We start from the raw sequence: 24335 nt of genomic DNA on the forward strand, positions 1-24335 counted from the left end.
GGGTGCACTATTATTAGAATGTGTATCTTACACCCACTTTGATGCGCCAGGTTGACTCAGACACATCAAACTCATCGTAATTGCGTGTATCGGTACCACCGAACGCTTCCTGCAGTACGTACTGACCCTGGTCGTTGATGTCAAAGTCATACAGGATCTGCTGAGGGAAACGCATGCGGTAAGACTTACCCCAGTCATCGTTCAGCAGGTTAGCAAAGTTGTCGATAGTAAAGTACAGACGACCTTTGTGGCCTTCCAGGAAGCCTGGAATTTCCTGAGAAATTGCCAGATCCATGGTTGTCAGCCACGGCTGTGTTGATGAGTATTTCTCAATGTAGCCGCCGGCTGCGCCTTCAACACCCGCTTCTGCTGCAATCGCCATGATTTCGTCGTAGCTCAGGCCCGCTTCGAAATCAAAGGCCGTATCATCAGCACCTGATGGCAGGTACGGCAGATAGATATCTGAATCATCAAATTCTGGCTGGTCACCGAAGTCATCATCACGGAATGAACCTAATGTCCACGAGAATGGACGGCCAGAACGACGCTCGAAGAACAGGTTCACGTTGGTTTCATAACCTTCGAAGAACTCGTGCTTATAGCCTAAGTTCAGAACCAGACGATGCTCGATTTCATAGTAGGCTGTACCAACCAGCGGATTGTTACGGTTAACCGTTACTTCGTACTGGTAGTTCGACTCAGCGGTAGAGCTGGTACCTGGGTTCGCTTCAGTGATGTCCTGGTGCGTGTACGATGCGTTGATGCTGAAACCATTATCCCACTGTTTCTGTAATGCAGTTGTCAGCAGGATGTTGCGGCCACCGTCATCCGAGTTAGTCAACTGCAGATCATAGTTGCCTTCGTATTGGGTACCGTCATACACGTTATCCCAGATAATGCGGCCTTCCGGCGTGCGGCGACCATTGTCTTCACGAGACAGGTCTACCCAGTACGCCGCGTCCTGCTTGTCGACATAGGTAAATTCGGTGGTCCAGGCAAAGTTTTCACCCAGTCCCGGCACGTCGAACACGTACTCGGTACCGATCTGATAGCGCCAGTCAGATGGCAGCTCAAAGTTCGGATCGATCTGGTTAGTACTGCCCGCGCCCTGCATAAGCGCATCCTGTGCAACCTGAGGAACACTGTTAAAGTCAACCTGAGAAGGATCAAGGTCGGTCAGCAGCACGTTATCTTTGGTTACACCATCATTGGTGTAGGCATTCGATATCCAAACCAGCGGCATACCACCGTAGTAGCGGCCAACGCCACCACGCAGAGTAAAGTCTTCTGTAATTTCCCAGTCAAACCCTACACGCGGCAGGATAATGTCGAACCCATCCAGATTTTCAGTGTTGGCAAACCCATAAGTGTTCTGGAAGTTTTCGTTTAGGACTGGTGAATCGTCAACGGTGAGGTACTCGTAGCGCAGTGCGGCAGTAACCATAAAGTTGTCGAACAATTCAAAGTTGGCGTCGCCGTAGATTGAATAGGTGGTGCTATCTACGTCAAACGCGATGTCTTGTTTGTTGTTGGTAAAGGCATTGGCATATTCAAGCTGAGCGATTTCGCCTGCAGCGAAGGCAGATAAATCATCGAATTCCCAGGTGCCTGATGAGTCACGCCCGTACAGGTTGTAGTTCCAGGTGTCTTCCATTTCCACACCGAAGCGATACTCAACATCACCAACCAGGTACGTACCGTGCAAGCCAATGTTCCACACTTCGTTGGCAAGGACGTTGGCATGACGGTTTTCGTCAGCACCGGCTACAATGGTATCTCCATTGTCTCCGCCAGGCACGGTATCAACATTAATTTCACCCCAGTCAGTAGCCGTCACTGACGCCTGTTCAAACTCTTTGTAAGAGATGCTCAGTTCAGTCTGGAAATCTGCTGTCCAGTCTGAGTACACGTGCGCTGTGTAGAACGTGTTTTCCTGCACTTGCGACCACGCATTTGATGCCAGGCGAAGAGTATCGTCGCTGTCATTATAGTTACGCGCAGCGTTGTTTTCCTGCTTGCTGTAAGTAAAGTCAGCACGGTGGTCCTGGTTGATGTTCCAGTCCAGTTTGATAAGCGTCTTTTCATCTTCATCCGGAGCCGGTGCGCCGCCGATTGAATCCTGCAGACCGTAAGTATCGTTCAGAATATTGATGACACGGTTGGCAGCGGCCAGTGTCTCATCCCGATAGAACTCAGGCTTGAAGTTGATCGCAATTTCTTCTTCCCATTTCTCGTAAGAAGCGAAAAAGAACAGTTTGTCTTCAAGAATTGGACCACCCAGGGTAAAACCGTAGCTCTGTTCTTCGTTCTCAACATCGAACTCTTCTTCAGACAGGCGTGTATCTTTAGCATCACCCATCATCGGTACTTCTTCGTAGAAGGCTGTACCGTGGAATTCGTTAGTACCCGACTTGGTTACCACGTTGATGTTACCACCACCAAACTTGGCAGCACGACCGTTAAACGGCGTGTACTCAATAGATACCTGGCTTACTGCATCCAGAGAAATAGGCGGACGGGTAGTAGGGTAGCCGTTCGATTGCAGGCCAAAGGTGTCATTAATACCTACACCATCTACAGTCAGTGCATTGTATTTTGGGTTTGAGCCAGCAACACTCAGCTCAGTGCCGTCAGGACTTACCACAGCCAGAGGGTTTGAACGCACAACATCTTTCAGATCACGATCAAACGTCGGCATGTTCTGAATAGCGTCTTCACCAAATACTGAGTTCGCGCCGCTGTTCGCAAAGAAGTCGCGGGTACCGGTAACAGTAATGCGCTCTACATCTGACACAGACTGAAGTTGTGCATTCAGGTTAAATGTGTCATTCAGGTCCAGGTAAACGTCTTCGATAACCTGGCTCTGGAATTTGCTTGATTCAACGATAATGGTGTAAGGACCACCAACACGCAGACCACGCGCAGAGAATTTACCTTCTGCATTAACCTGTACTTCTTTTACCGTACCGGAAGGCTGGTGAAGGATGGTAATTGCACTGCCCGCAGCAGCATTACCCTGAGGACCAACAATGGTACCGCGCATTGAAGACGACTGACCAGTGTTTGCCATGGCTGACGTTGCAACGCCAACTGACAATGCAACAGCCATCGCTACGCGACTTAGCTGAGTTTTAGAGATCATGTGTGTTTCCCTTGTATTTAGGCGAAAAATGCCATGTTTGTTTCACTTTTCACTACATCTTTGCCGTGCTCAAACAGGCACGCGCTGTTTTCTTTTAGGCGCCGCAATTGTTCTTCAGATATATTTCACGAATATGACAGAATTAATAAAAATCAAATTTTTAACATCTTGTTAATATTAAATTTTTTACTACTTTCCTGACCACTCGGTCAATAATGTTATTTGAATTATTTACTGAAAAATCCTGATGTAACAGCGCGGGTATTCTCTGTGCAATACAAACTAATAACCAGCGTTTAACGACATTCAGTTTTATTTATAAAATATCCAATATAAACAACACCTTACTGGCTATAGATAAACTTACCGGTTGCATTAAATAAGCTTAACTGGTGAAATTGCGTCATTAAATAAAGCGGCATTTATAACGTAAATTTGTCTTTATCTGTTTTCCTTCACAAAACCTGGGGGCTGTTATTGCTGGTCGCTGCTATTGCCTGCGGTGTGATTTCGTACTGGCAAAATGCGGTGACAGTTCCCGCCATCAAGCCTCAGACTGGCCTGCGTTTGCAGTGTCCCACGACAATTTCAACCAACAGTGAATCGTACGACGTCTATGTCACCGATGCCTCCATCGCTGAAATGGCAATCGAAAAGTTTTGCAATAACCCAGTCGTGAAGCGTCAGTTTGGCAACGTCAATGTGGTGGTGGGGCAAAACGACTACGACACGTTCCGCTATATTAACCACGGTGTGGTGGATCTGGCGCTGGTAAAAAGTAATGTCGTAGAGGCGTTCGGTGCCGATGATATTTATGGCTTTAAAAATATCGCCTCGCATCCCGACTACAGTGCGTATTTCATTGCGTTACGTGAAAAGCCTGAGCTGACTAAAGAGTTCCTGCTGGGCAAACGTATCGGCATCCTTGATTACCCAAGTAGCCGTTCAGGCCATATCGTGCCGAAAACGGTGCTTAAATCTCTGGGTCTGACCGAAAACAATGTCGAACTGAATTATTACAACTCTCATCAGGAACTACGCAGTGCCCTTCTGGCCGGCGATGTTGATATTATTTCCTCATACTGGGGAAGCAATGACGATGCTATTTTGTCCAGGAATTATGCAACGGCGCTGATTGACAATGTCAGTGGTATGCAGTGGTTTCTGAAGCTACAAACCCGCAATACCGATCTGTTATGTGCAACACAGCAAGTCATCCAGTCGATTTCAGATATGCATCCGCGTTCGTATTATCAGAACGTGACCATGATGGTGGAGTGTGAAAATGTTACGCTTTAATATCGTCAGGCGTCACTGGCTGCCAATCATTGCGCCACTGCTCGGCTTCTACCTGGTGCTGCAGACAGCCGCAAGCATAGGACAGATTGCGGCAGGGTGGTTCGCCACACACCGCGCTTTGGATAATATTGAGCGCCGGGTCAGTCTCGACCAGGCCTATGTGGATATCGGTAATGCTGCGCTTGGCACACCGGTAAATAAGTCGGCGGTAGAGCGCTACATCAGCCGCGTCAATATGGCGCTCTCAGATATGCACTATCCAGCCCGCATTTTGCGTATTCAGGATGTAACCGGCAATAGTGACGCGTCACGTTTCTCAGTCAGTCATTCGCTTGTACTTACCACCTCAGAGCAGCAAATAACTATCGTCGCCAGTGCACGACCGCTGAGTGCTTACCTGTCGCTAAGCGTTACCGCACTGCTGATAACGGCCCTGGCACTGCCGCTGCGTATTTATTCTTACCGACGTACCCGTCAACGGGCCCGTCACCAGGCCAGTTCTGATATGCCCGCAACGCCGAAACTGGTCATTAATTTAAAGGATAAAACCCTCGGCAACGGCGTCGATGATACTCAGGTAGTACTGCAAAACAAGCCACTTTGCTTTTATACCGCGTTGCTTAAATACTGCATTGGTAACCCCGGCGCGCCGTTACAGCATCATCAGCAGGTCCCGGAAGAGTTGCTCACGCTGGCCAACCGGGTATTCAGCCGGCTAATTGAACTGGGTCATACTAAGCGCAAGCGGCCCGACTTTAATGCAAACCTGGATAAAACCTTAAGTGAAATTCGTGCAGCGCTGGACGAAGTGTTTTTTACCTTTAACGAAGAAAAAGAGCTGTATTACCCGCCACGTGCACAGGGTGAAGGCTCCCGCTCTAAACAACATTCCTATGCGCTGCCGGTACTGCACGAAGAAGACATCGAAATTATTGGAAATTAAGCAACTCACACTGATATAAAGCCGCAGTTCGGCCCGCTTTCCACGCACTTCCCTGCCATAATCCGAACTTAAGATTGATTCGCACCGTGCAAACGCGTATCTTTGCAGCAGATAAATTACACGTCTTATTTTATGCAAGCGCCGTTGATTATTGCGATATCCGGAGCATCAGGCTCTGGCAAATCGCTATTTACTAAAAATTTGTTTGATGCTTTCTCTTCACAGGGTAAGCCTGTGCAGGTATTACGGGAAGATCATTATTATCGTGCCCAGGATCATCTGCCTATGGAGACCCGGGAACAGAATAATTATGACCACCCCAATGCATTTGAACATGAACTGTTAAGGGCACACCTGCAGGCCCTGCGCAGTGGTGAGCCCATCGACTATCCTCATTACTGCTTTAAAACCCACACCCGGTTGCCCGAAACCGAGCGACTCAACCCGGCGCCTGTGATTATACTGGAAGGCATTATGCTGCTTGCGCGGCCAGAGCTATTGCCCAGCTATGATGTAAAAATTTTCATTGATACGCCATTAGATATATGTCTGATGCGGCGCATGATCCGCGATGTAAAAGAGCGTGGACGGACCATCGAATCGGTGGCAAAACAATACGAACAAACCGTCAAACCTATGTACCATGAGTTTATAGAGCCCAGTCGGTTCACAGCCGACGTCGTGGTAACCCAAGGCGGGAAAAACCAAATTGCCCTGGATGTGATCAAGTCGCATATTCAGCAGGCACTGACTTAAAGGAAGTGAAGTTATGTCAGGTTTAGTGGGCATTGCACTACTGCTGGGCATTGCCTATGCGCTCTCTTCAGCCAGAAAATCCATTAACTGGCGTACTGTGGGTGGCGCATTTGCGCTGCAGGCAATTATCGGCGGCCTGATCCTCTATGTTGAGCAGGGCAAACAGGCGTTACTGGGCCTGACCCGCTTTGTTGCTAATATCATCGATTACAGCCAGCAGGGCATTAACTTCCTGTTCGGCCCTGTGGGTGATCAGTCTATCGGCTTTATCTTCGCGTTTAACGTGCTGCCAGTGATCATCTTTTTCTCCTCACTGATTGCGGTGCTTTATCACCTTAAAATTATGGGTTTGGTGATCAAAGTGATTGGCGGCTTTCTGCAGAAAGTTCTGCGCACCTCGCGTCCGGAGTCGTTGAGTGCCTCGGCCAATATCTTTGTTGGGCAAACCGAAGCCCCCCTGGTAGTACGTCCCTTTATTCCGCACATGACCAGCTCCGAGCTGTTTGCGATCATGGTGGGCGGCCTCGCCTCGATTGCTGGATCAGTCATGGCTGGTTACGCAGGCATGGGCGTAGAACTTAAGTATTTGCTGGCTGCCAGCTTTATGGCAGCCCCTGGCGGTTTGTTGATGGCCAAAATCATGATGCCGGAAACGCAAAAAGCCAATGATGAACTCAATGACGTAGATGCAGAAGACACGGGGTATGCCAACGTGTTTGATGCTGCCGCGAGCGGGGCTGGCTCAGGGTTACAACTGGCACTTAACGTAGGCGCGATGCTGCTGGCGTTTATTGCACTTATCGCCATGCTTAACGGACTGGTTGGCTGGACCGGCAGTCTGTTTGGATATGAAAACGTAACGTTTGAAGGCATTCTGGGCTTTTTATTGCAACCACTGGCGTGGGCCATTGGGATTCCGTGGGATGAAGCCGCGCTGGCAGGCAGCTTTATCGGCCAGAAAGTGGTGGTAAATGAGTTCGTTGCGTATCTCAGCTTCCTGGAAAATGAAGCATCACTGTCAGAAAATTCAGGCGCTATCATCACCTTTGCACTATGCGGTTTTGCTAACTTTTCATCGATTGCCATTCTTATGGGGGGCATTGGTGCCATGGCCCCTACCCGTCGCAAAGAGATTGCCCGGTTGGGGCTAAAAGCCGTGTTTGCCGCAACCCTGTCCAACTTGATGAGCGCAACCCTGGCTGGAATTTTCCTGTCTCTGGGTTAATTCTTCCGTCAAAAGTGGACTAATTAGTCAGCTTTGTATACATTACCGCCTTTTATGGGCGGTAATTGATTTTGGTCAATCGGTACACCTTCCATAAACTCGGTCTATCATTATAATGCCGCGGTCAATGTAAACGGGAAGAAGTTATGCAATTAGTTGCTGTAGATTATCAGGCAGACAACGCTGCCGAATTGTTTGTTGAGTCTTTGCGAGAAACGGGCTTTGGCGTGCTTAAAAACCACCCGATCAATCAGGAGATGGTGGCGGACATTTATTCGCAGTGGCAAACATTTTTCGACGGCGAAGAAAAGCACAAGTACCTGTATAACAAAGGCAGTCAGGACGGCTTCTTCCCCCAAAGTGTCTCTGAAGTAGCCAAAGGCTTCACCAAAAAAGACATTAAAGAATACTACCATTTTTACCCGTGGGGCCAGTGCCCGGACGAGCTGCGCCCGCAACTGGCGTCATATTACGAAAAAACCACAACGCTCGCCGGCGAGTTGTTGCGCTGGGTAGAAAATCATTCTCCGGCGGACGTCAGCAAGCATTACAGCGAGCCGCTGTCTGACATGATTAAAGACAGCGATCAAACACTGCTGCGTGTACTGCACTATCCCCCACTAAGTGGTGATGAAGAGCCAGAGGCTATTCGTGCCGCCGCACACGAAGACATTAACCTGCTGACCATATTACCGGCGGCAAACGAACCCGGCCTGCAGGTAAAAGCCAAAGACGGCAGCTGGCTGGATGTGCCCAGCGACTTTGGCAACATTATTGTTAATATTGGTGACATGCTGCAGGAAGCATCCGGGCATTACTTCCCGTCCACCACCCATCGTGTGGTAAACCCTGAGAATGCCGATATGACCAAGTCGCGCATTTCCCTGCCGCTGTTTTTGCATCCGCGTCCTGACGTTGTGCTCTCTGAACGTCATACCGCCAAAAGCTACCTGCAGGAAAGATTAAAAGAGCTGGGCGTGATTTAATCCCGGACCAGAAAATGACAATGGGGCCAGAATGGCCCCATTTTACTGTTCGAAGCGCAGGTCCAGTTCAATTAGCGACTGGACTGTAACATTGTAAGTTTCGACTCGTAGCGTTTTTCATCCTGATGATTCGATGCATACCGCGCAGCCTGTTCCAGATAATGCCTGGCCCGAGAAATATCCCCCATAGCAAAGTATGTTTTACCCAGTCCGAACATGATTTCGTGGTGTTTTTTTAAACGTTTTGCCTGCTTATAATGCTGTATTGCCTTTGCATATTTCTCTTCGTAGAGGGCCTGTTCCCCTAATATAAAGTGATAGAACGGATTGTTTCGCCTCTGACTGTCCACTGACGCCATGATTTCTCTGGCTTTCTCTGCCTGACCATTATGCCGGTATAACACCGCCAGATTCTCCCACCCTGTAAGGTTATCTTCATCTATCGCCAGCGCGTAGTGATAGCTCCGCTCGGCTTCATCGTATGCCTGCTTAAAACGATACAAAACGCCCAGATTTATCCAGGTCTGAGCCAGCTGAGGTGCGCGGTTTGCAGCGGCTTTGAAATACGCATACGCCTCGTCATAGTCGTGCTTTAAAATGGCATCTGCACCGCGGTTGTTGTAAAACATGGCGACCACCAGATCTTTTTTAATCCGGTTTCGTGGGAAGTGCTTACGGATCGTCTGTGGATCAAAGTCGACATCGACAAAATCGTCTTTCAGGCGGGTAATTTCCAATTCCATCGGCGTGGTAATACGCAGATTGATGTGCCCATTAAGCAGACTAAAGCCATCCCGGCGGGTCCAGTATTCAGGAATATCAACTTCATAAAACCAGGCGTCAAAGCCAGCATAATCAGCCATGGCGTAGGTCATAATAGACAGCGACAGACAGTTTGCAGCCCGGTTCAAAAACGTATTTCTGGCTATGGAATTGGCGTCACCTTTATACAGCAACCCCATTTCAGCGCGGTCAAATATCGCATAAACCAGGTTGCTGATATTCGTCTCGTAATTTTTATGATCGGAAATATGCGCATCAACAAACGCTTTAGCTTCTTCACTTAACGCAAAGATCTCTTTATCTGACACCACCTCAACTTCACTGTGCCCGTCAAAAAGCGCGTCATAGAGTGGTAATTCATCGCCAGCGTCCTGCACCTGTAAAGTAGTAACGCATCCTGTCAGCCACCAGCAATATAGGGTAACAATACCAAGTCGGACGCTTCGCATACGACACCTCCAAAGCTATTACAACATCACAGAAACAACGTATTATCACTAGCGTGTCGTTTCCTAAGGAAGATACGAATAACTCTATCGCATCTTCCTAAAGTATAGGTAGCCTGAAAATCTTTACAAAAATGTAACGATAAAATGTGCCGGTATCACGACAAAGGGTAAAAGAAGATGCGAATACCTCTTCCCGGCAATGCCGGGAGCAAGCTGAGAAAATGAATAATTATTAATCAACGATTTCGGATGTGTGCCCGTAGTAGCGAGTGTCTCAATGTTGAATTGAACCATGTCACGACAACCCAGGAGTTATTATGAAACGTGCATTATCCTTTATTTACCGTGCTGCCTTTGTTTTGTGCCTTGCAATGCCTGTATTTGCCGGTCACCACGAAGAGTCTGGCAAAAAAGACATCGTAGGCGTCGCCGCTGAAAACGACAACTTTTCCACGCTGGTAAAAGCGGTGAAAGCGGCAGGCCTTGTCAGCGTGCTCAAGCAAGACGGCCCGTATACCGTTTTTGCACCCACTAATGAAGCTTTCAACACATTGCCAGACGGCACGCTGGAGATGCTGTTAAAGCCAGAAAATAAAGATGAGCTTAAAAAAGTGCTGACCTACCACGTGCTGGCACAAAAAGTGTCAGCCAAACAGGCTATGAAAACTGACACAGCGCGCACTGTCGAGGGCTCAGAGATTACGCTGATGACCTCTATGGGGAAAGTGATGGTGAATAATGCAAACGTCATTAAGGCCGATGTGATGGCGTCTAATGGTGTCATTCATGTCATCGACAAAGTATTACTGCCCCCACAATTAATGAGCAGCCTGTAACCAGGGAGTACCCGGCAATGTTGCCCATGGCAACATTGCCTACATCATCAAAGCCAGCGCTTCTGTCACCAGAATATACAGGCCCAGCCCAAACAGGATAAGCGCGGCAAGTTGCTTCTGATACCCCATCCAGCGCTGCTGGTCGTTTGCCTTTTTCCTAACTGAGGTAGCCAGTTGACTGGACAGAAACACCACACCGAGATCACTGCAAAAAGCAATCACCGCATAAATGCCCCCCAGTGCCATGAGCTGCCATACCAGATCACCGGCTTGCGCAGACGTAAACTGAGGCAAAAACGCAACAAAGAAGAGCGCCGTCTTAGGGTTGGTCAGTTCGACTACCAGGCTTTGCCAGAATACATTGCCTGTTGTCTTTGTCGCCTCATTCGATGCCGACACCGATGCCTGCCGAAAGGCTGACAGACCAAGATAGAGCAAATACCCCGCCCCAAAGAGCTTGATAGCGATAAACAGCACAGGTGATACCGCAATAACAGACGCCAGCCCCAGTGCTACCAGTATGGTATAGATAAGACTGCCCAGCGCCATTGCCCCCGCTGCTGCAACACCGGACGCACGCCCGGTTTCCATGGTACAGGCCATGATATACAGGTTAGAAGGACCTGGGGACAAACTGAGCAACAGCGCAGATAAACTGAAACCAAACAGTAATTCTAATGGTGGCATACACTCTCACGACGTATAAAATATTGAGATTAACCCCAACGATTCACAGACTTACCGCGCTTAAATGCCAGAGTACAACTGATCCAACCATTGTCAGCGGGCGAATCTATAGTGTAACGAATAAGCGCAGTACAATGCGAAATAAAAGGAGCAAGCGTGTTTTTAACTTACAGTATTTCACTTTGGGGGCTCTGGCTGGTTGGCCTGACTGTGGTGCTTCAGGGGATCATTGCTGCCGTAGCACACCGCCGACAAAGCCGTTATGTACCGGGTAAGGTTGATGACAACCTTAGCCATGACTCTTTTGTATTTCGCAGTCACCGCACCTTTCAGAACTCGCTGGAAAATCTGACGCCCTTTCTTATCCCAGCGCTGCTAGCCATGTTTGTTGGTGTCGACCCGACCACGCTATCCATCATTGTGTGGATTTTTGCGCTGAGCCGGCTTCTTCATATGTGTCTGTATTATGCGATTGCTACCGAGAAAAACCCCAGTCCCCGCAGTTACTTTTACGGCATTGGACTGCTGGCGACACTTTCGCTGTACATCGTCACAGCGCTTGGCCTGCTCGGCTAGTCAGTGTTTGTGCCTAACAATAATACCGGATACACTGAGACCATTAAAAACAGGAGTTTTATCCGCCCGGATAAGGAGTCCGCGATGTCCGCAGAAAATCTGCAGCCCCGGCCGTTTAAGCAATGTCATGTTTTGATTGTGGATGATCAGGACACCAGCAGACTCGTTACCGAAGAAGTGCTCTGCAATGAAGTAATATGCTCAAGCCTTAGCACCGCCAACAATATTGTTGAGGAATGTCATAAGCATCGTCCTGATCTGATTCTGATGGACGTCGATATGCCCGGCGTCACCGGATTTGATGCATGTAAAAACCTGAACGACGATGAAGCATTGCGACACATTCCCGTGATTTTTGTCACAGCATCTGTGTCTGATGAGGATCAGTGTAACTGCTGGGCCTGCGGCTGTGTTGACTTTATTCCTAAACCCATCAACGCTACCACCCTCTGGAACCGCGTCCGGACACACCTTAGCAACGTGGTTAAAACCGAACTGCTTGAAAAGCTGATCTACATTGACCGTCTGACAGGTGCCTACAGCCGTCACTATTACGAAGACCACCTGCCTGCCGTCGAGCGGCATGCGAAGCGCACACAGTCTCCTGTTTCATTTGTGTTGTTTGATATTGATCACTTCAAACAATACAACGATCATTATGGCCATCAGCAGGGCGATAAATGTTTACGAGACGTAGCACTACTCGCCAAAGGGTCACTGTCCAGGCCACTTGACAAACTAATCAGGCTGGGCGGTGAGGAGTTTTTGGTTGTACTGCCTGAGACCGACCATGAGGGCGCGGTGCACGTCGCTGACCATCTCCGCCAGACCATTTATGAAGCGGCCATTCCCCACAAACCCGTTGCCCTACAGCGGGTCACAGTGAGCGCTGGGGTCGCAACGATGACGTCAGGTTCCAGAATGTCCAGTGACAGCACCATTGCGCTTGCAGACGAACAGTTATACCGTGCCAAGGATAAGGGCCGCAACGCTGTTGCAGCGCACCGGCCTGATAATTAACAGGAGCCCTGTGCAGCAGAGAAGCGTTGTTCCCCCACAGGCGTCGCTTTTTGAATGTTGAACACAATAAACAGCAAAAACGAGCAGTACAGCGCGCTCGCCAGCACAATGCCTTCGACCGCCTGAACGCCTAATATCATCAGCAGTGGCATGGCAAGGGCAAACGGTGAAAAGGCCAGTAAGATAACACCATTTAGCATCAGCGCCACCCAGATTCGCTCGCCTTGCTGTTTCGACAATGACAAACCAAGACAAAAATGCGCCAGCACATAAGGCATAATCTGGGCAACGCAGATCAGCCCCACGGCGAGCGTTGCCAGCATCAGCACTGATGTTTGCTCACCTGATGAGGTGCCACCACCGGTACCCGGCATAGCCTCTGACGGCGTCTGTAATAATGGCATCAGGTACTCAGCCACCATAAAGCCTGTCACGCTAAGCGCAATAATCATTATCAGCGCTGGCAGCAGCAGGCGCTGCTGAAACTTAAGTTCGCTCAGTATCTGCGACCAGTCCCCAGTGCGGTAGAGTGCCGTTGTGACACAGGTCAGCATCGTTATCGCCACAGCATACGCGGCCATTTTTATCGGGAACAGCGCATCAGGCACTACCGCCAGTAATCCATAAACAAGTATTGCCAGTAACAAGGCCAAAGGATACGTTTTGAAGAACTTCACCAGCTCTTTGTAAGCGCGCAGTGTGTCCTGAACAGAAAGCCGTGTGTTGATATGCATGGTTGCTACCTCATCAATGTCGTGCGAACTATACCGACAAGTGACCAAATGTTAACCACACCTGCACATATTTAATGTTAGTTAAATCAATACAAACGCGTTGAGTATGATACGTGAAATGCCGGCTTCAACTACTTACATGAACGCAGCACCTGACCCAAAAACGAACGTTAACCTGCGACGTGTCGCTGCTGTCCTGACCGCAAAAGATGTGATAAACATAACTGAGGAATAGTACCACCCATAAGGACTTTTTATGCGTCTCAGTTTACGCCTGCTTCTAGCAGCTTCTATCGTACTCGCCTCCACCAGCGCCACAGCCGGTATCTACACCAATGACTTGTCGAAATGTCTGGTCAGCTCTACCAACAAAGAGGACAGAGTGGCGCTGGTGAAATGGATGTTCACGGCGGCGTCAGCCCATCCGGCGGTCAGTGAAATTGCCTCGATTACCGACCAGCAGATCGAAATCGCCAATCAGCAGGTAGGTGACTTGTTCATGCGCTTGCTCACAGAATCCTGCCTTACTCAGACCAAGGAGGCCGTGACGTACGAGGGCATGTTTGCGATTCAACAGGGGTTTCAGGTGCTTGGCCAGGTTGCTGGCCAGGAAATGTTTGCCAGTCCCGAAGTTGCTGCTGGCATGGCCATCCTGCAGAAATACATTGATAACGATAGAATAGAAGCTGCGGTTTCTGATAAATAAATGTGTTGGGGACGCTTCGCCCCCTTACCACTTGTTTGACCTTACTCAACGCCCCTCTCTATCTGTCGTCGTAAGCCTCCGAAATGCTTCACTTTTATTCAACTGCGACATTTTTCTACTCAAACTGCAAATTGCTGTTATGATTAAAAAATAAACAACCAATAACTTTTGTGCGGTTTTACAGCGAGGAACAGGGAAATGGCATTTAACAACCAATTTCACGGAAACGTCGGACAGGTGATCCAGGTTGAAGGAAATGTTGTCGTCCACCCCCCACAGTCGCCGGATCAATTCAGAGCAGAGCTTGATAAATTCAAAGCCGCTTTGAGTGCTCACGCAGCAGAATCTCCTCATGCCCAGGAAGCAGCACAGGCGATCCAGGAAGTACAAAACACGGCAGGGTCAGGAGCGACTTCCGGCAACAACATTCAATCGCGTCTGAATGCAATAGCCCAGTCAATCACAACCGCGGCAGGCGCCAGCGATGGGCTGACAAAAATAGGCAAGGCGCTGGGTACCTTTGCGGCATTTGCTGCCACCTTGTTTTAAATACCGGAGACACGGATGTCGGACAACACCACTATCTTCAAGCGGGATGTGAATCAGGTCATTCAGGTATATGGCAATTATCATGAAGACAACACAACACCGCGGAGTAATGCGTTAAGTCATAAGATACTGCAGTTGAAATATTCCATCGACCGGGAGCAGATTCGCGGTCTGGTGGAGGCCTGGGTCAGCACCCGGGCGGCAAAGCGCACCAGCGCGCCACTGGTATTGACGCTGCTTGCATCCGATAACGATTCTCCAATAAATCTGGTTAAAGGCATCAAAAATGAGCTGGACTTTTTGATCGGCGAAGACGACATGCACCTGTTTGATCTGTCGGTAGACTGGCCCGGCCCACCGGTAGCAGCTCCTCATCGCCTGCTTAACCTATTCAATGCCATTGGTAAACAGGTGAGGTGCAAGCTTCCTGAGAAGCGGCGCGGCTTTTTGTCCGGGCTGTTTGCCGGCACGTCGCGCAAAGCCGCCGAAAACACGCCATGCCATTCACTTGCCCCCCTTATCCAGGCTATTCGGTACCGCGAGCAGCATATTTTAGTACGCATCAATGTCGAGCCAAGCAGTCTGGATAATGAGTTTCAAAGTATTTTTGAAAGCTGGCTTAGCCAGTGGCAGGCTGCGCAACCGCTCAACCCGGGCCAGCTATGTCTGGTCGTGCTTATCGTCAAAACGACGCCGGACTCAAAAAGCAGCGCGTCGGACATGATAGCGCAGTACCTGCAACAACACCCTGCCTTGCCCGTCGTGCCCAATGACCATGAGCTTGATGAGGTTGACTGGGCCGCACGACCCAATTTGTATTTGGGCAGGTTAGATGCACTGACGCTCGGCGAACTCACCAACTGGGTACGTACCCGCCTTCAGTATACGAGTAAAAACCTGGGCATCGAAGTAGATGAGCAAAAGCTTTTGGAAAACATCGAACGCGAACAAGCGACCCAGCCGCTGCCAATGGTAAAGGCTGAGGATGTAATTGAACGATGCGTAAGTGAACACATTTTTGATGTCGGCAAATGACAAGGAACCCCGCGACCCCATGACTGACTCAGCACGCTTCAACCGGTATTTTAAAGGCAACTCTCCAACGCCCTCGAAGCAGGGCTGGAAAAACCTTCCCAAACGCAAAGATTTTACCAGGCCACAGGGCTACATCGCGCAGCCCGGACTGATTGACGCGGTCAATGTTGCTCTGGCGCTTGGACAGCCCCTTCTGCTTACGGGGGAGCCTGGCACCGGTAAATCAACCTTGGCCAGCAATATCGCCTTTGAACTGGGCTGTGAGGACACCGATCTCAAAGTAGAAATCAAGTCCACGACCACCGCCAGAGAGTTGTTTTACACCTTCGACCACATTGGCTGGTTTAACTCACGTACTGTGAGCGACACACCACCGACGCCCTCCCGGTTCATTGCCTATACCGGCCTTGGCAAAGCGCTTTTAGTGGCAGCAGATAAGGTACCACAGGCCCTTATTCCAAAAGACATGCACATTGGTGAGCAGCGCCGCTCGGTGGTGCTTATTGATGAGATCGACAAAGCACCCAGAGATGTGCCTAACGACCTGCTCAATGAGATTGAGCATATGTATTTTAAGGTGCCCGAGATAGACAACACAGAAATAGCCGCCAACCCCGCGTACAGGCCCATTATCGTGATTACCAGCAATTCAGAGAAAGTGTTGCCGGACGCCTTCTTACGCCGCTGCATTTTCTACAACATAGAGTTTCCTGAACCGGACACCCTGATGCAAATTCTGCTCTCCCGGTTCAGTGACGACGATAATGTTCATCCTCAACTGCTGGAGGATGCGGCCAGCTTATTACGGCATTTGCGCGCCAGTCCGGACCTGGATAAAAAGCCCGGATTGTCCGAGATCATTGAATTTGTTGAAGTATTGAGCCCCTTTGCCGATGCCAGGCAGGGCTTACGTACGCAGAAGGATTTGATCATGGCAAAAATGAGCACGCTGCTAAAAAACCGGTTTCCTCATGGCCGAAAAGAGCAACTGATCGCTGACTGGCTTAATACCACGGGGTGACACAGATGCCATCGCCGTCGATGACGATTGACGACATTTACGCATTTTTTGATGTTTTGCGTAACTCGAAAAAGTTCGCAGTGGATCCCCGGCACTATCTGTCGGCGATGCAACTGCTGAATCTGCAGGCCCAGTCTGAGCAGGCACCCGCTATTTCAGACTGGGCATCGGTGCTCGCGCCCATTGTTTGCCGGTCGGCAAAAGAGCAGCGCTTGTTCAAGGTGTATTTCGACGAATGGCAGGCACAACAACGGTCAATCGCCATCGGGTCCGCCTCGCCACAGGCAATCAATCCCAGCGCAGACGTTCAGCCAGCATCGAGTAGCAGAAGCAGCGCAAGGTCTACCGCCAACAGAGGCCTTATTGTTGCCGTCATCACTGCGCTTATCGGCATCGCAATGGCGTTGTGGCTGAGTATGGAAACCGGCGTAGATATGCCCGCCGCGAATGAGCCCGCCACGCAGTCTCCCTCTGAGCGGCCAATTGAAACCAGGCCAAATGCCACCTCTACGTTCCAGACTTCGCCGCTGGTAAGCCATCTGTTCGAGGCTATGCTCGCAATAGCGCTGGCTTTGGGTATCTGGCTTTTGCGCAACAAAGAGAAGCGCTTTCAGGCGTTTCTTAACAGTGGTGAAATGGACGCCAGTTTTGAGTTTTCACAGCTGTCTGTTGAGCGCTTTTTATCACGACTTTACCGGGACAGACAATTCCGGCGCAGTACCGCTAAGTTCCGTCGTCACCGGCTTATTGAAACCAAGGAACTGGACGCCGAACGCACAACGTTGCTCGCCTCTCAGAACATAGGTTTCACACAGCCACAATACCTGACACGACAATTGTCACCTGAATACCTAGTGCTGGTCGACGCAGACGACTCGGGAGCTCACGTCACCAACCTGTTTGATGAACTGATAGATAGCCTCTCCACAGACGGTGCCATCGTTGACGCCTACTATTATTTTTCCGATCCACGCTACTGCTGCGCCGAGCAGGGCACACAAGAAAGACTGTCGCTTACCACGTTGTTGTCTCGTCACAGGGACGCGCGACTGCTCATTCTGAGCTCCGGTGACACCTTGATCCACACTTACACCGGCAAAGTGAAAGACTGGGTCACCCGGGTGTTCGGAGACTGGACGTGTCGCTGCATTGTGACACCTCGGGTATCGCCCCCCTGGGGCGTGACAGAGTCTGCGCTGATGTCTGCCGGATTCCTGTTGGTGCCGGGTCACAAGCAGGGACTGGAGATGCTGGCCACGGTACTTGAAAACCTTTCACTGCCTGAAGGCGAGCACACCAGCGTACACCGGGTTCCGTCGGTACGCATGAACCCATTCCCTGCAGATCTGATAAAAAATGAGAGTGAGTGGTTACTTTCAGACGCACGCTCTGAACAGGATGTGGAGCGCCTGATTGAACAGTTAAAACTGTATTTGGGCGAAACAGGCTACGTCTGGCTGTGCGCCTGTGCCATCTTCCCTACGCTGGTCTGGGACATTACGTCGTTCCTCGGCCATTGGCTGGCGCAATCACGCAATGAGCACCAGCTCAATGAAGATACGTACTTCCAGCTGGCCAATTTGCCCTGGTTCAAGCAAGGCATTATTCCCAATTACCTGCGCATCAGGCTTATCAGTGCTCTCTCCCCACACATCTGTGACACCTTGCGGCAGTGCATAGAGACCTTACTGGTTAATGCCCTGCATACCCCTGACACCAGCGAATCGGTGACCCTGGGTGTGCCGGTGACGCCGGAAAAGAAAGACTTCCTGCACGACAAGCTGGGGCGGCTTAAGCCCGACAATCCACTCAAAGATGGACTGCTGATTAATTTTTTAAATGGCAAAACACCACAAAAAACTGACTATCAGCTCCCCCATAAAGTGTCACGCCTGTTACAGCCAACGCCGCCCAAAATACCAGTCCGCTATCGCGATACGATCTGGCCTGTCACTGTTTCACTGTTGGGTGTTGCGCTGATATGGATTCTCAGCCAGTTTAATCGCTACTCACGCATTGTGGCTGACGCCATAGATACTGAATTGTTCGACTTTGTGATCCAACCCACTGGCCTGCTGATTTCCATCAGTGGCTTTATCTTTCTGCTGGTGCAGTGGTCACGGGCAGTCATGGGACACAATAAACTCCTTGAACGCTTTGCCTCGCCGGTTGGCCTGCGCTCTGTGCGTGTCCGTTACGCCACGGCACTGTTGCTGGGTATGACGCTTCTTCCTGCACTTTTTCAGTCACTCCACTTCATTGCCGGATTAGCGGATGAGCCCGCCCCCGTCAATACCCTCGCAAAGCAGGCCCCTACCTCCTATCAACAGAATACACCGCCTTCGGAGGTGGAAAGCATTGAGGTGGTGGCAACAACTATAGGATTCGCGGATCCTGAAACCGTCTGCCTGACAACCTTGCTGAGCATGGTCGTGGTGTTTTACCTGCTTTCACTTCACACGCCAAGGCGCTTCGTCTCTCATCGCTTTATGCAGGTAAGTTATTGCAACAGCCTGCAAATAAGTGACATGCTCAAACCGCTCTCCATGTTAAGGCTCGTCATCGCCGGCGGGATCGGATTGTTAGGCTGGAATTTGATTGAGCAGGGATATTATGTCAGTGACGCAGGCAATTCCGGTCTGCCTGTGTGGCTGGAAAAATATACCTTATGGGGCATTGGCGTAATGCTGCTGATGACCTTTGTGCTGACCGCTTGCAATCGTTACCTCAAACGCTACCAATTGCACCCGCTACGCCTGGCGGTCAGTATCAGTATTATCTCGGTTGCCGCCAGAGCCATTTCTGACGGTCTGGGTTACAGTCTCACGCAACTGATCGCCGAGCCTGCGGTGATGCTGGCAGATAGCATCAGTACAGAAATAGGCGATTTGACTGATATTGCGCTGTCGGTGGTGATCACGCAACTTTGCGCGGCTCTGGGATTTATGTTGGTCGCGCTTAATGTGTCGGCCCGGCTGCAGGCCCATAAGGCCTCACCCATCAGCTCGTTTTGCCTCAACTGGCCCGCATTTTTATTTGCCTTGTTACTGCTGATTGCGTTTGATGCCACCGCACAATTACTGCAACTGTATGATGCCGATATCCAGTTTGACGATTACGGCCAGATGCAGTGGCTGTTTTACAGCTTAATGCTGACGGCGTGGTTGCTGGGACCGAAATTTGTACACAACACCAGCCTGCCGGCCCTGATGTTTGTCAAACACCCCTTGCATACTGCGCTGGTGCTGCTTTTGTATTTCGGTGTGGTGTACGGCATACAGATGGTATTGGAGGCAAACAGTGACGTCACCGCCGTGTATCTGTTCAGAGCAGCGTTTGCGCAAAGTCTGACCTTGCTGTTGCTGCTGGTCGCACTGCGAGGCTGGCTGTATCAACTGGCACGCCCGCAGCCCATTCCATCCACCGCGACCAGCAATCTGCGTCTTGCCGATTACATGCTTGTAGCGCTGCTGTCGCTGTCCTTTCATATGACCCCGTTTACCTTCGACATGGGCGTATTGCTGCTGTTGCTGCTGCCCTGGTGGGCCAGTAAGGGCAAGCAGCTGTCTCCCAGAGTTATAGGCACGTTGATCCTGCTCTCGCTTATTACCGTGGATTTCTGGTTATACGACGGAAACCTGGATGGCCAGATCACTGCCAACCTGTCGCTCTTTTACTTGCTGATTGGCTTAATTTTCTACCACTGGATTCGACAGCCCGATGCCCTTGCCAGACTGCTGACCGAGCGTTACCCCGGCGAAGCCATGGTTCTGCTGCTACTACTTTTCCTACCACTTTCACCCACCCTGTGGCTCGAAGCTTCAGACGTCGCAGCGCTGGGCATTGGCTTTTCTGATGAGTTTGTCATACCGTTTATCGCCGTGTTACTGGGCATGACAGCAATCAAACCTCACCTGGCCGGCATTCTACTCGGCGCTACCGCCCTAACCTGTCAGTTGAGTTTGCTCTTCCCTGATTTCGGAGTTGAACTCACCGACAGCCTCTTCCTTTACGTACAGAGGTATGACATTTCTGTGCCGGCCGCCATCGTATTGCTTGGGATCCTGTACAGCACTGGCGCGCTTGTCCGCGCGCGACTGATGGGCAAAAGCCCTCGTGTTTTGCAAACAATCTGGCTGAGTGCGGTCATCGCGGTGTTTATGTTTGAGTCATTATTGTTGCTCCAGTCCAGTGGCGGAGAAAGCTCACCAAGCCAGAGCAGTGCGCTTGCCGAGGCTGACATAGGCTATTTCAATGCGTTTAGCACGTTACTTATTATGCTGAGTTTTGGTTGCGCCGCCTTCCTGTTTAAAGGGTATTGGCGGTGGGCAACCATTGCTCTTCTGTTTGCCTTTACCATAGTAAGCATTCCACTGCACCGGGTTAATATTGCTCACGTCCTGTTCGTGTTGTCCGCAGCCGCTGCCTTTTTGCTACTTGGACTTCGATTTAGTCATCATCGGGTGCCCATACAGGATGAGCCGTATATGGACAAACTCGCGCCTGAGCCCGTGGCGGCGTCGCCAACACCCCCCATGTACTTTACTGAAGTCCCGGCTGCATACCGGTGGGGGCTGATGCTCTTTGATACAATGCTTTTTCTCTGCTGGCCATTTGGCAACATCGACATAAAGCACGGCATGCCCAAAGCTTCATCGCCGGATGCCGCCGCGCAAACCAGCACACTCAGACTGGCAGATCGCTATGTGGGTATAATTCGGACTGTGCTGATCGTTATGCTAATGGTTTTGATAACATTCGATGCTTTAGATCAATTGGTTAAGCAGGTACTGTGACCCTGACAGTTCAAAAGTCAGAATCTAGACCGTCTTTTTAAGTCACTGGAAAGTATTTTAAAATGGTGCCCAGGGGCGGACTTGAACCGCCACGACCGTGAGGTCACTAGCACCTGAAGCTAGCGTGTCTACCAATTTCACCACCTGGGCAACAAGGGCTGGCTGTTGATACTGCCTGCCGCGTTGTGGGAGCGAAATTTACGCGGAGTCGGCACATTTGTCAACGCTACCTTATGACTTTTTTCCCATTTTTTTGCACTTTGCCACGTGAATGGATAAAAAGTCATCAATCGTGACGTTTTTTGTCCCACCATTGTACGTATAGTACTGCGCAAACCATAACTGCAGGGTTGCCAGTGCGTCATCCAGGGCATTGTGCGCCGGGGCCAGAGGCAGTCCCAGGCGCTGACGACAAACGGTAAGCGTTGCGCTGTTGGGCGGAAGCACCTGATGCTGTTTTTCCAGCTGATAAACCGCGTACTTTAGCGTATCCAGCACCACTATGTTGTCCAGACTGCGTCCATTTTCACGCAGCGCTTTATCCAGCACACCGGTATCCAGTCGGGCATTGTGAAATACCCAGATGTGCGTGCCGGCGAAGGGCATGAGTGCATCAAGCACGTCGCTGACATGACAGCCCTGCGCCACCGTGTCTGCGGTTAAACCGTGAATAACCGGGCTTTGTTCCAGCGAACTACTGGTTTTCACCACCTGATAATAAGCACTGTCCAGATCGATGTCCCCTGCCCTGCCCGATACCCAGCCTGCCGACGTGATTTGCGATGTGGTCACATCCAGCGAAGTCAGCTCCAGATCGATAGCCAGAAACGAAATATCCGAAACAGGCACGCCTTGCCAGTGTGGCGGCGTTGGCGGCGAACCTAATAACCAGCGTGTGAGTAGCGATAACACTCGTAACTACCCCATGCCACCGGAGAAGGCCATCACGGCCGCCTGCTGCGAACGCTCAATGGCTTTAAACGCCGCTTTTAGCTGATGTTTTTCTATGGACGACAACTCACTGACCGAGACCAGATTGTCGGTCACATTCTGGGTTAGCTGATGCCGCCAGCGCAGTCGGTTCAGAAACAGCCAGATATCCCTCAGGTTTTGTCCGTCACGGGTCGACAGGCCAGAGTTAGCAGGCATGTTAGCCAGCCGGGCAGGTGTCGATGGCACCATCACTTCATTAGCAAGGGCGTAAATACGAATAATATTGTTGATAATGGCGATGGCATGCACTTTTAAGTCAATACAGTCTTTTTTACTGTGGCCTTTTTGGTACACAAACTTCTGGAACATAGAAAGCGGTACGGGCACTTCATTATTATGACGTGCCAGCGCAGCCAGAAACATCTTCTGTTTCAGCAGCGGCGCCCTGGCTTGCTGTAACTGCCGGAATAACCCAAGATCACCTGCGACGCCCCGCACATCAAGAAAAATATTAAAGTGCATAATGGCCTCACTGGTAGGCGCATTCACCCACCCACGCGCCTCTTCAATGGCGTCATCCAGTGCTAGTCGTAAATCCGGATTGCTTGCCATTATATTGCCGTCACACAGTTTTATGCCGCATTTGCCCAGCCCCTGACAGACATAATCGGCCATGTCGGCAAACCAGGCAGCCTGCGCCTCATCCGGCTTGCGCTCAAGTAGCAGGCCATTGTCCTGATCCGACCCCATCGTCTGGTCTTCTCTGGCCTGCGAACCATACACCAGCCAGCAGTAGCCCATTGGCGCGTCACCATGATCACGCTGATAAAAGCGAATGAGTTTGCGGGTCATAATGTCCGTGGCCTGCGACAATACTTTACCGGCGATGTCAAAATCACCCGCCCGTTTAGCATGGGCAGCAAAATAGTGTGGTAACTGCCACGACAGGCGGGTCAGTTCGTACAGACTCTCGGCTTTGGCAAGCTCGCCAATAATAAATAAAACGTTGCCGCGCTGGTGTCGGATAATATCTGAGGCCGTCAGCATACCAATAGGCTCGCGGCTGACGCGATCCACTACTGGTAAGTGGTGAATGTTCTTTTCGCTCATCAGTGCCATGGCATCGAACATGGTGCGGTTATTCGCAATTCTGGCAGGATTTGCCGTCATAATCTCAGAAACTGGCAGGTCGACATCAATACCGCTGGCCACCACCCGCGAGCGCAGGTCGCGATCGGTGACAATGCCGCTCAGTTTGTTGTCGCTGGTGATAAGCAACGATGATACCCGCTGCTCAGTCATCACACTCGCGGCCTGCTGAATAGAGGTGCTTTCAATTGCCGTGACCGGCGCATTATCAATGACATCAGCCAGCGCTTTGTACAGCCACATGGAATTCGACGCTGCGAGCGCCTGATTCTGCAACGCGTTTTGCCGGCTGTTCTCGAAAAACGCGTTGACGTCGGGTATCGATAAGGTGTGTGCAAATGCCTCAGCCGTGAAACTGAATACCAGGCCGGGCTTATCGACGCTCACCGTCAACGGATAACGAGTGTTGTCCATAACCGCGGGATACCCGAAAAAATCGCCCTCACTTAAATGGCGTTCACTGTCACTGCTGTCTTTAACAGAGAACTGACCATTCTGAATCAGAAATACCCGGCCTTTATGCGCGCCGGTTACGTCACTGATATTGTCCTGCGTGAGATACAGCAGCGATGCGCCTTTGCAGAGCTTCTGCTGCTGATCGTCACTCAGGCTGTCGAAAGGGGCAGAGACCGTCAGAAAATCCTTCACCTGTTGCGCCATGGCTGACATGGTCATTTCTCCTGGCCTGGGCTTTGGGAACACACCGTCAG

General features: G+C 50.5%; 19 protein-coding genes and 1 tRNA gene. 13 read left to right on the plus strand and 7 right to left on the minus strand.

From position 1 onward, the window contains the following. Positions 1–13: 13 nt before the first annotated feature. Positions 14–3142, minus strand: a complete 3129-nt coding sequence (locus IE054_RS14145; RefSeq protein WP_189407526.1) for a TonB-dependent receptor — start codon at positions 3140–3142, stop codon at positions 14–16. A gap of 435 nt (positions 3143–3577) precedes the next feature. Between IE054_RS14145 and IE054_RS14150 the strand changes: the two genes are divergently transcribed. The 5 genes from IE054_RS14150 (at position 3578) to IE054_RS14170 (ending at position 8351) form a co-directional block, all read left to right on the plus strand. Further along, positions 3578–4441, plus strand: a complete 864-nt coding sequence (locus tag IE054_RS14150) for a PhnD/SsuA/transferrin family substrate-binding protein (RefSeq protein ID WP_229805172.1) — start codon at positions 3578–3580, stop codon at positions 4439–4441. Further along, positions 4428–5384, plus strand: coding sequence for a hypothetical protein (locus tag IE054_RS14155; protein WP_189407528.1), 957 nt, complete (start codon positions 4428–4430; stop codon positions 5382–5384). Before IE054_RS14150 ends, IE054_RS14155 begins: the two co-directional genes overlap by 14 nt. Positions 5385–5516: 132 nt before the next feature. Further along, entirely contained in the window at positions 5517–6140 is a 624-nt protein-coding gene (udk, locus tag IE054_RS14160) for a uridine kinase (protein WP_189407530.1), read from the plus strand. A 13-nt stretch (positions 6141–6153) separates the two neighbouring features. Next, positions 6154–7365 carry a NupC/NupG family nucleoside CNT transporter gene (locus IE054_RS14165; RefSeq protein ID WP_189407532.1) on the plus strand — a complete coding sequence of 404 codons (1212 nt, stop codon included), beginning with the start codon at positions 6154–6156 and terminating at the stop codon, positions 7363–7365. A 146-nt stretch (positions 7366–7511) separates the two neighbouring features. Further along, positions 7512–8351, plus strand: a complete 840-nt coding sequence (locus IE054_RS14170; protein ID WP_189407534.1) for an isopenicillin N synthase family dioxygenase — start codon at positions 7512–7514, stop codon at positions 8349–8351. Between the two features lie 71 nt (positions 8352–8422). Here the strand turns inward: IE054_RS14170 and IE054_RS14175 are convergent, their stop codons facing one another. After that, positions 8423–9583, minus strand: a complete 1161-nt coding sequence (locus tag IE054_RS14175; protein WP_189407536.1) for a tetratricopeptide repeat protein — start codon at positions 9581–9583, stop codon at positions 8423–8425. A gap of 317 nt (positions 9584–9900) precedes the next feature. Between IE054_RS14175 and IE054_RS14180 the strand changes: the two genes are divergently transcribed. Beyond that, complete coding sequence (locus tag IE054_RS14180) at positions 9901–10419, plus strand: fasciclin domain-containing protein (protein ID WP_189407538.1); 519 nt, start codon at positions 9901–9903, stop codon at positions 10417–10419. 39 nt (positions 10420–10458) lie between these two features. Here the strand turns inward: IE054_RS14180 and IE054_RS14185 are convergent, their stop codons facing one another. Next, positions 10459–11106, minus strand: a complete 648-nt coding sequence (locus IE054_RS14185) for a LysE family translocator (RefSeq protein ID WP_189407539.1) — start codon at positions 11104–11106, stop codon at positions 10459–10461. A 156-nt stretch (positions 11107–11262) separates the two neighbouring features. Here IE054_RS14185 and IE054_RS14190 point away from each other — a divergent pair, with 156 nt between their 5' ends. Both IE054_RS14190 and IE054_RS14195 read left to right on the plus strand, forming a co-directional pair. Then, positions 11263–11682: an MAPEG family protein gene (locus IE054_RS14190; RefSeq protein WP_189407541.1), complete on the plus strand. Its 420-nt coding sequence runs from the start codon at positions 11263–11265 to the stop codon at positions 11680–11682. 84 nt (positions 11683–11766) lie between these two features. Continuing rightward, positions 11767–12702, plus strand: coding sequence for a GGDEF domain-containing response regulator (locus IE054_RS14195; RefSeq protein ID WP_189407543.1), 936 nt, complete (start codon positions 11767–11769; stop codon positions 12700–12702). On the opposite strand, the gene IE054_RS14200 is transcribed toward IE054_RS14195, so the two are convergent. Continuing rightward, positions 12699–13436, minus strand: a complete 738-nt coding sequence (locus tag IE054_RS14200; RefSeq protein WP_189407545.1) for a hypothetical protein — start codon at positions 13434–13436, stop codon at positions 12699–12701. The two genes, IE054_RS14195 and IE054_RS14200, sit on opposite strands and share 4 nt — an antisense overlap. A 256-nt stretch (positions 13437–13692) precedes the next feature. On the opposite strand from IE054_RS14200, the gene IE054_RS14205 reads away from it, so the two are divergent. From IE054_RS14205 to IE054_RS14225, 5 genes are all read left to right on the plus strand, one after another. Then, on the plus strand, positions 13693–14142 hold the full coding sequence (locus IE054_RS14205; protein ID WP_189407547.1) for a hypothetical protein: 450 nt from the start codon (positions 13693–13695) through the stop codon (positions 14140–14142). Positions 14143–14340: 198 nt separating this feature from the next. Continuing rightward, a complete protein-coding gene (locus tag IE054_RS14210) occupies positions 14341–14691 on the plus strand; it encodes a hypothetical protein (RefSeq protein WP_189407549.1) in 351 nt (116 codons plus the stop codon). 15 nt (positions 14692–14706) lie between these two features. Beyond that, positions 14707–15726 carry a hypothetical protein gene (locus IE054_RS14215; protein WP_189407551.1) on the plus strand — a complete coding sequence of 340 codons (1020 nt, stop codon included), beginning with the start codon at positions 14707–14709 and terminating at the stop codon, positions 15724–15726. A 19-nt stretch (positions 15727–15745) separates the two neighbouring features. After that, positions 15746–16747: an AAA family ATPase gene (locus tag IE054_RS14220; protein ID WP_189407553.1), complete on the plus strand. Its 1002-nt coding sequence runs from the start codon at positions 15746–15748 to the stop codon at positions 16745–16747. A 5-nt stretch (positions 16748–16752) separates the two neighbouring features. Then, a complete protein-coding gene (locus tag IE054_RS14225; RefSeq protein WP_189407554.1) occupies positions 16753–21543 on the plus strand; it encodes a hypothetical protein in 4791 nt (1596 codons plus the stop codon). 63 nt (positions 21544–21606) lie between these two features. Here the strand turns inward: IE054_RS14225 and IE054_RS14230 are convergent. The 3 genes from IE054_RS14230 to IE054_RS14240 all read right to left on the minus strand — a co-directional run bounded on the left by IE054_RS14230 (position 21607) and on the right by IE054_RS14240 (position 24294). Further along, positions 21607–21693 (minus strand) — tRNA-Leu (locus IE054_RS14230). Between the two features lie 81 nt (positions 21694–21774). Continuing rightward, entirely contained in the window at positions 21775–22455 is a 681-nt protein-coding gene (locus tag IE054_RS14235; RefSeq protein WP_189407556.1) for a 3'-5' exonuclease, read from the minus strand. Between the two features lie 6 nt (positions 22456–22461). Then, positions 22462–24294 carry a DUF294 nucleotidyltransferase-like domain-containing protein gene (locus IE054_RS14240; protein ID WP_189407558.1) on the minus strand — a complete coding sequence of 611 codons (1833 nt, stop codon included), beginning with the start codon at positions 24292–24294 and terminating at the stop codon, positions 22462–22464. Between the last annotated feature and the right edge of the window lie 41 nt (positions 24295–24335).

It is taken from the genome of Alteromonas halophila (genome assembly GCF_014651815.1).
GTDB lineage: Bacteria > Pseudomonadota > Gammaproteobacteria > Enterobacterales > Alteromonadaceae > Alteromonas > Alteromonas halophila.